This window comes from Piscinibacter sp., from assembly GCF_050175855.1.
GTDB lineage: Bacteria > Pseudomonadota > Gammaproteobacteria > Burkholderiales > Burkholderiaceae_C > Piscinibacter.
Genome location: NZ_JBFXIO010000431.1, coordinates 1 through 4,049, shown reverse-complemented (window position 1 = coordinate 4,049; position 4,049 = coordinate 1). Strand labels below are relative to the sequence as shown.

Here is a 4,049-nt window from a genome sequence, read left to right as displayed (position 1 = left end):
TCGGGGCAGGCGGCCGGGCGCGTGTACGCCCGGCTGGCCCGGCTGTCGCTGCCCAAGGGCGACGTCGCGCAGGTGGAGACGCTGCTCGACCAGCAGCAGCCCACCACCGTGCCCTCGCTGGACATCGTGGTCGAGGACTTCGAGCTGCGCGGCAAGCGGCTCGGCCGCGTCGAGGTCGACGCCGCCAACCGCGTCGTCGGCCAGGGTCGCGAGGCGCGACGGGAGTGGCGGCTCAGCCGCCTCGCGCTGATCACGCCCGAGGCGCAGCTGGTCGGCAGCGGGCAGTGGTCGGAGATCGGCGGCACCTTCATGACGGTGCCCGGCGCCGCCTCGAGCGTGCGCCGGCGCGCGGTGCTCGACTTCAGGCTCGACATCGCCGACGCCGGCGCGCTGCTCGAGCGGCTGGGAACTGGCAAGGCCGTGCGCGGTGGCAAGGGCCAGCTCTCCGGGCAGGTGTCGTGGCTGGGCTCGCCGCTGTCGCTGGACTATCCCACGCTGTCGGGCGACGTGGCCGTGGCCGTCGACGCCGGCCAGTTCCTCAAGGCCGAGCCGGGCGCGGCGAGGCTGCTCGGGGTGCTCAGCCTGCAGGCGCTGCCGCGCCGCCTGGTGCTCGACTTCCGCGACGTCTTCCAGGAGGGCTTCGCCTTCGATGCGCTGACCGGCGACCTCAAGATCACCAACGGCGTGGCCAGCACCAACAACCTGCGCATGCGCGGCGTGCAGGCCGTGGTGCTGATGGAAGGCCAGGCCGACATCGCCCGCGAGACGCAGGACCTGCGCGTGGTCGTGGTCCCGGAGATCAACGCCGGCACGGCCTCGCTCGCCTATGCCGCGATCAACCCGGCCGTGGGGCTGGGCACCTTCCTCGCGCAGATCTTCCTGCGCCGCCCGCTCACCGAGGCCGGCACGCGCGAGTTCCACGTCAGCGGCCCGTGGGCCGACCCGAAGGTGGAGAGGATCGAACGCCAGCCCGCCGACACGCCGCCGCCGCTGGATGCGCCGGTGGCGGCGCCGCCGCGCGCATCGGCGCAGGAGCCGACACGGAGCACGCCATGAAGATCGCCGCCCTCCAGATGGTCTCGGGCACCAGCCTGCAGACCAACCTCGACGCCGCACGCCGGCTGATCGCGCAGGCGGCGGCCGAAGGCGCGCAACTCGTCGCGCTGCCCGAGTACTTCTGCTACATGGGCCGTGCCGACACCGACAAGCTGGCGATCGCCGAGACACCGGGCCAGGGCCCCATCCAGCGCATGCTGTCCGAGACGGCGGCGGCGCACGGCGTGTGGGTGATCGGCGGCACCTTGCCGATGAAGAGCCCCGACCCGCAGCGCGTGCTCAACAGCTGCTGCGTCTTCGCGCCGGACGGCTCGGCCGCGGCACGCTACGACAAGATCCACCTGTTCCGCTTCGAGCGCGAGGCCGGCGGCACGCGCGAGAGCTACGACGAAGGCCGCGCCATCCACGCCGGCACGACGCCGGTGGCTTTCCAGGCCGGTGCGCTGCGCGTGGGCCTGAGCGTGTGCTACGACCTGCGCTTCCCCGAGCTCTATCGCGCCCTGATGACGCCGCCGTGCGATCTGCTGAGCGTGCCTGCGGCCTTCACCTACACCACCGGGCAGGCGCACTGGGAGCTGCTGCTGCGCACGCGCGCAGTGGAGAACCAGTGCTACGTGATCGCGCCGGCGCAGGGCGGCCGCCACGAGAACGGCCGGCGCACCTGGGGCCACAGCATGATTGTCGACCCCTGGGGTGAGGTGCTCGCCGTGCGGCCGGAAGGCGAGGGTGTCGTGCTGGCCGAACTGGAACCGGCTCGCATCGCCGAGGTGCGCGGCCAACTGCCGGCGCTGGCGCACCGGCGCTGCTAGGCAAGCCGCGCCAGCCGGCCGGCGCTGGTACCCCAGCGCCGGGTGCACCACTCAATCGGGATCGATCTCGGCGTACAGCCGCGCCAGGTCGGGCGGCATCGGCGAATCGAGCAGGAGCGAGCTCAGGCGCAGCGCATCGGCGGCGCCGTTGTCGAGCAAGCGGCCCTGCGAGGTCTGCAAGGCGGCCGCCACCCAGGTGCGCACCACCTGGGGCCGCTGCATCCACGACATCGCCTGCAGCCCGTTGAGTGCGTGAACCAGCGCATCGACGTCGGGGCGCTGCCAGGGCGGCGTCTCCGCCGGCTTGAGCCAGCGCGACATCACCACCTGGTACCAGGCCTGGCCGGCCGCCGGGTCGGAGCTCGGCACCATGCGCGCCAGGTGCGCCGTGAAGTGGGCCACGTGCAGCACGTCGGCGATCACGAGCCGGGAGATCTCGGGGTCGTTGGGGCCATGCGCGCGGGTGGGCACGTGCTCGCCGAAGTGGCGGCGCATGGCCAGCCACATCAGCCGGTCGATCGGCAGCCCGGGCGGACCGAGAACGCGGCGCGCCGAGCGCAGCATGGCCTGGCGGTCGGGCAGCGGCGAGGCGCCCATGCGCGCCAGCAGCAGTTCGAACCAGGGCAGACGGGTCGTGGGCCCGAGCAGGTCGACGTCGGCGCGGATCGCCTCCGCTTCCGGCACCACCGCCGTTTCCTCTTGCCAGATGCGCAGCCGGCCCGGCAGGGCCGGCGAGAGCATCAGCGCCAGCAGAGCGGCCTTCATGCCGCCGATGCCGCGCACGCGGTCGATCCGGTCCATCGCCTCGACCTCGCGGACGGTGAGCGACGGGCCGGACAGAGCGGGTGTGACCTTGCCGGTCATGACGCGTGCCTCGGACATCCCTAGAGTGTGCCCGCCTTTCGGAATCCGAAGAGGCCGGCCAGGACCCAGGTCGGGAACTGTGACACGGCGCGGTTGTATGCGTGCGCCGCTTCGTTGAACTGGCGGCGTGCGAACGCCAGCGTGGTGTCCGCTTCGCCCAGCGCGGCGGCGAGCGCCTCGTCGGTGCCGGCGGGCAGCCGCTCACGCGCCCCGGCCAGGATGTCCTCCGCCAGGCGCAGGCTGGTCAGCGTGCCGGCGCGGGCCGGGCTGGCGCGCACGTGGGCGCAGGCCGCTTCGGCCTGCCGGCAGGCGGCACGAAAGCTCTCCAGCACGGCGGGGTCGGCCCCGTCCGCGGCATCGGCCCAGCGCTGCAGCAGGGCCTGACGGGCGCGGAACTGCTCGTCCACCGGGGCGAAGCAGCGCAGCAGCTCGTTGCGCAGGCCGACCAGCCGGTTGTAGGCGCCGACCGACCAGAACACCAGCACCGCGGCGGTGAGCGCGATCAGCAGCGTCTGGCCGTTCATCGCTCGTCGGTGCCGGCGCGCAGCCGCCTCAGGCGTGCACCCAGGCGTTGTAGCCCGCGCGGCGCAGGTCGCAGGCCGGGCACAGGCCGCAGCCGTAGCCCCACTCGTGGCGGCGCGAGCGGTCGCCCATGTAGCAGGTGTGGGTGTGCTCGGCCACCAGGTCGATCAAAGCCTCGCCACCGAGCCGCTCGGTCAGTGCCCAGGTCTGCGCCTTGTCGTACCACATCAGCGGCGTCTCGATCGTCATCGGCGCATCCAGCCCGAGGCTGAGCGCCACCTGCAGCGCCTTGAGGGTGTTGTCGCGGCAGTCGGGGTAGCCGGAGAAATCAGTCTCGCACATGCCACCGACCAGCACATTGAGCCCGCGCCGGTAGGCCACCGTCGCGGCGAAGGTGAGGAACAGCAGGTTGCGCCCGGGCACGAAGGTGTTGGGCAGGCCGCTGTCGCTCATCTCGATCTCGCGCTGCTGGGTGAGCGCGGTGTCGGAGATCTGGCCGAGCAGCGCCAGGTCGAGCAGGTGATCGTCGCCGAGCCGCTTGCCCCACTTCGGGAACTGCGCGCGGATCTGCTCGCGCACCTTCGGCCGGCACTCGAGTTCGACCTCGTGCCGCTGGCCGTAGTCGAAGCCGATGGTCTCGACGACCCGGAAGCGGTTCAGCGCCCAGGCCAGGCAGACGGTGGAGTCCTGCCCGCCGGAAAACAGCACGAGGGCGCGGCGCTCGTCCTTCATGTCAAGGCGTGCGTCAGGTTCGGACTTCGCCCTGGCCGAGCACCACCCACTTCATCGAGGTGAGGC

General features: G+C 72.4%; 5 protein-coding genes. 2 read left to right on the top strand and 3 right to left on the bottom strand.

Annotated features, from left to right (window positions below; genetic code table 11):
• On the top strand, positions 1 to 1,056 hold a 1,056-nt coding region (locus tag AB7U92_RS23195), incomplete at its 5' end, for a YhdP family protein (protein WP_428582559.1).
• Positions 1,053 to 1,865, top strand: a complete 813-nt coding sequence (locus AB7U92_RS23190) for a carbon-nitrogen hydrolase family protein (protein WP_428582557.1) — start codon at positions 1,053 to 1,055, stop codon at positions 1,863 to 1,865. The genes AB7U92_RS23195 and AB7U92_RS23190, both read left to right, overlap by 4 nt.
• A 51-nt stretch (positions 1,866 to 1,916) precedes the next feature.
• Here AB7U92_RS23190 and AB7U92_RS23185 read toward each other — a convergent pair whose 3' ends face one another.
• Genes AB7U92_RS23185 through queC form a run of 3 tightly spaced genes read right to left on the bottom strand, consistent with a single transcriptional unit; the run spans position 1,917 to position 3,983 of the window.
• Positions 1,917 to 2,729, bottom strand: coding sequence for a hypothetical protein (locus AB7U92_RS23185; RefSeq protein ID WP_428582555.1), 813 nt, complete (start codon positions 2,727 to 2,729; stop codon positions 1,917 to 1,919).
• A gap of 20 nt (positions 2,730 to 2,749) precedes the next feature.
• Complete coding sequence (locus AB7U92_RS23180) at positions 2,750 to 3,253, bottom strand: LemA family protein (RefSeq protein ID WP_428582553.1); 504 nt, start codon at positions 3,251 to 3,253, stop codon at positions 2,750 to 2,752.
• A 28-nt stretch (positions 3,254 to 3,281) separates the two neighbouring features.
• A complete protein-coding gene (queC, locus tag AB7U92_RS23175; protein ID WP_428582551.1) occupies positions 3,282 to 3,983 on the bottom strand; it encodes a 7-cyano-7-deazaguanine synthase QueC in 702 nt (233 codons plus the stop codon).
• Between the last annotated feature and the right edge of the window lie 66 nt (positions 3,984 to 4,049).

Bases quoted from the DNA above. Each gene is read 5' to 3' on its own strand.
- AB7U92_RS23180 (WP_428582553.1), bottom strand. From the start codon at position 3,253: ATGAACGGCCAGACGCTGCTGATCGCGCTCACCGCCGCGGTGCTGGTG.
- AB7U92_RS23190 (WP_428582557.1), top strand. From the start codon at position 1,053: ATGAAGATCGCCGCCCTCCAGATGGTCTCGGGCACCAGCCTGCAGACC.
- AB7U92_RS23185 (WP_428582555.1), bottom strand. From the start codon at position 2,729: ATGACCGGCAAGGTCACACCCGCTCTGTCCGGCCCGTCGCTCACCGTC.
- queC (WP_428582551.1), bottom strand. From the start codon at position 3,983: ATGAAGGACGAGCGCCGCGCCCTCGTGCTGTTTTCCGGCGGGCAGGAC.